Consider the following 989-nt stretch of genomic DNA (forward strand, 5'->3'; position numbering starts at 1 on the left):
CCCGCCCGCGCTGTCCGGCCACAACGACGACATCAGCCCCTACGAGTACGACCCCGATCAGGCCCAGGGCCTCCTCGAGGAGGCGGGCTACGGCGACGGGTTCTCGTTCTCGCTGACCACGTTCCAGAACCCCCGCGGGTACAACCCGGCACCGCTCCCGACCGCCCAGACGATCCGGTCGAATCTCTCGGAGGTCGGCATCGAGGTCTCGATCGACGACCGGCAGTTCTCCGACTACCTCACATACACCAGTCAGGGGAACCACGACGCGACGCTCGCCGGCTGGTACACCGACAACGCCGACCCCGACAACTTCTGTTACGTCCTCTTGCACCCGCAGACCGACGTGCCGGAGGGGCAGGACTGGGTCTCGTGGGACACGGAGGGGTTCAATACCTCGAACAACGCCGCGTGGGCCAACAGCGAGTACATGAGCGTCGTCGAAGAGGCTCAACGGACCACGAACCAGGAAGACCGCGCGGAGCTGTACCGGGAGGCCGCCCAGATCGCCCACGACGAGGCGCCGTGGGTGTTCATCGACTACGCCGACGAGGTCCGCGGCGTCTCCAACCGCGTGAGCAACTACACCGTCGCCGCGATCGGGGGCCCGTATCTCGAAGCGGTCGAGCTCGAGTAGTCGGCACCGAACACAGATTTTTTGACCGTCCCACGCGCCCGTTTCCCTGAATGGTCTCCAAACGTTTCGTATTGAAACGGCTGCTTATGCTGTTCCCCGTGCTGTTCGGGGTCGCGACGGTGGTGTTCGCCATTCTCCACCTCTCGCCCGGCGATCCCGCCGTGGTCATCGCCGGCGAACGAGCGAGCCAGGAGTTCGTCAATCAGGTCCGCGCCGACTTGGGGCTCGACGACCCGCTCTGGCAGCAGTACGTTCGCTTCCTCGGCGAGGTCGCGACGTTCGACTTCGGTCAGTCGTATCAGGTGAACCGCGGCGTGGCGGTGAGCCAGATCCTCGCCGATCGGCTCCCGAT

1 protein-coding gene and 1 pseudogene are annotated in these 989 nt (G+C 65.3%); both read left to right on the top strand.

Going from position 1 to position 989, the window contains the following annotated elements; translation table 11 throughout:
- Window positions 1-637: ABC transporter substrate-binding protein (locus DVK07_RS19585; RefSeq protein ID WP_233565536.1), on the top strand; the 637-nt coding region annotated here is incomplete at its 5' end.
- 50 nt (window positions 638-687) lie between these two features.
- A pseudogene (locus DVK07_RS19590) lies at window positions 688-989 on the top strand (ABC transporter permease); the annotation flags it as partial.

It is taken from the genome of Halorubrum sp. Atlit-26R, from assembly GCF_003666015.1.
Taxonomy (GTDB): Archaea; Halobacteriota; Halobacteria; order Halobacteriales; family Haloferacaceae; genus Halorubrum.